Source organism: Gilliamella sp. Pas-s27 (assembly GCF_009795865.1).
Classification (GTDB): domain Bacteria; phylum Pseudomonadota; class Gammaproteobacteria; order Enterobacterales; family Orbaceae; genus Gilliamella.
In genome coordinates this window covers 1-758 of sequence record NZ_WTEW01000089.1, presented here as the reverse complement: position 1 = coordinate 758, position 758 = coordinate 1, and the positions used below count along the sequence as shown (strand labels likewise).

The following is a 758-nucleotide window of genomic DNA, read 5'->3' as shown; positions in this document are numbered from 1 at the left end:
GAAAAGGCTAAAAGAGAAGCAAAAGCCAAACAACAACGCACAAATAAAAAATAAGGAATAACAAAATGAAGTATATAAAGTGTATTTTACTCACGATATTATTAACCCCTGCCATTAGCCATGCCATATTTCGTATTTATACCGGTACTATTGGGCAAGATAATGCAGAATTTTATTTTGATGATGAATATGCGGTTTATCTTGATGGTAAAGAGCATGAAGTTAAACGTTTAAGTTTCATCAGGGAACATAATAATATGTTTAACTATGAAGTTTATTATGCAAATTCTTTTGAAAAAATGTTAGATAAAATAGTTATTGAGAATGTTGATGGAGGCATATTTAATCATGATGCAGACGCCTATCAATATCTAACTGGGCATTCTCTTAACGGCGATAAGATAAATTTACATAAAACATTTGAATATAAAAAATACGATGAACGTTCATTACGTGAAGCAGAATTTAACAATATAGATTATTTACAACAAGATAGTACTAAGGATTTTTATTTTAAGGTGATAATATCTAAAAAGAAAAATGAAGAAGCAAATATCGTTGGGATAAAAATATATAGCAAACACGATGGCAGGCTTATTCAAACTATTACAGGTATCAAAGGATGTGAGTTTCATGGTTATGCTAATATCATGAATCATGAAAAATCTGATTATAATTTTGATGGCGATAATAATGATTTTTTTCTAGTTAAAGACAGATATCACGGACCTAATAGCACAGCCGAATATTACGTCTAT

1 protein-coding gene is annotated in these 758 nt (G+C 29.4%); it reads left to right on the top strand.

What is annotated here, in order from left to right:
• Positions 1 to 65: 65 nt before the first annotated feature.
• The coding region (locus GQ589_RS11805) for a hypothetical protein (RefSeq protein ID WP_160426447.1) at positions 66 to 758 on the top strand (693 nt) is incomplete at its 3' end.